The organism is Cryobacterium sp. 10I1 (assembly GCF_035019805.1).
In the GTDB taxonomy this organism is placed as follows: domain Bacteria; phylum Actinomycetota; class Actinomycetes; order Actinomycetales; family Microbacteriaceae; genus Cryobacterium; species Cryobacterium glucosi.
The window spans coordinates 1-426 of the sequence record NZ_JASJVF010000573.1; the positions used below are offsets into that span (position 1 = coordinate 1).

Genomic DNA, 426 nt, shown 5'->3' on the forward strand with positions numbered 1-426 from the left:
CGGCGGAGGTGGTCACGCAGCTCCTGCAACGGAAGCATGTGCACCTCACGGTTGACCGTCACGGGCCAGCCCCAGTCGAGCTCCGTCGTCGCCGCGAGCACATCGACCGGCGGCAGGTAGCCGGCATCGGTGAGGCGGATGCCGTCGGCACCCACCCGGCGCAGGATCCATTGCACGTGTCCCACCATCCGCTGCATCGCCCGCTCGGGCAGCAGAATCGTGTCCCTCACGCGGGCCTCGGCGAGCATGAGCCGGAAGCCGGCGATCGCGTCGGGGTGCATGCGGGATTCGAGTTCCTGGGTGACCTTCACGTTGCGAGCCTACCGAGCGTCCCGGCAGAACTGTCAGCGGCACCTGCGAAGCTGGGACGATGACCGACACCCGGACCGATACCCGCGCATCCGCCCGTGAGATTCTCCGCACCCT

Annotated in this window: 1 pseudogene; it reads right to left on the reverse strand. The window is 68.5% G+C overall.

The annotated features are described in order from the left end of the window. Positions 1–311 (reverse strand): annotated as a pseudogene (locus QN345_RS19835) (hypothetical protein); the annotation flags it as partial. Between the last annotated feature and the right edge of the window lie 115 nt (positions 312–426).